The 315-nt window shown below is 68.3% G+C and carries 1 protein-coding gene; it reads right to left on the reverse strand.

From position 1 onward, the window contains the following. Positions 1 to 315 (reverse strand): ketoacyl-synthetase C-terminal extension domain-containing protein (locus ACLZOT_RS51340; RefSeq protein WP_416976162.1); only part of this gene is annotated, 315 nt, incomplete at both ends.

Below are 315 nucleotides of genomic sequence, written 5' to 3' on the forward strand. Positions count from 1 at the left end.
CAGAACCACCGCACGATGCTCCAGACTCGCCCGGGTCGACACCAGTGCCGCACCCACCTCCACCAGGCCCAGCCCCGCATCGGCTTCCACGTGTGCCGCAAGCCGCCGCGCCTGCTCCCGCAACCCCGACTCCGACCGCGCCGACAACACCCACGGCACCACCGACGGAGCAGTAACCACATCGGAGGCCGATTCAAGTTCAGGAGCCTGCTCCAGGATCACGTGGGCGTTGGTACCGCTGACTCCGAACGAGGAGACACCTGCCCGCCACGGCCGGTCCACCACCGGCCACGGTTGCTGTTCGGTCAGCAACTC

It is taken from the genome of Streptomyces sp. 4F14 (assembly GCF_048159485.1).
Lineage (GTDB): Bacteria > Actinomycetota > Actinomycetes > Streptomycetales > Streptomycetaceae > Streptomyces.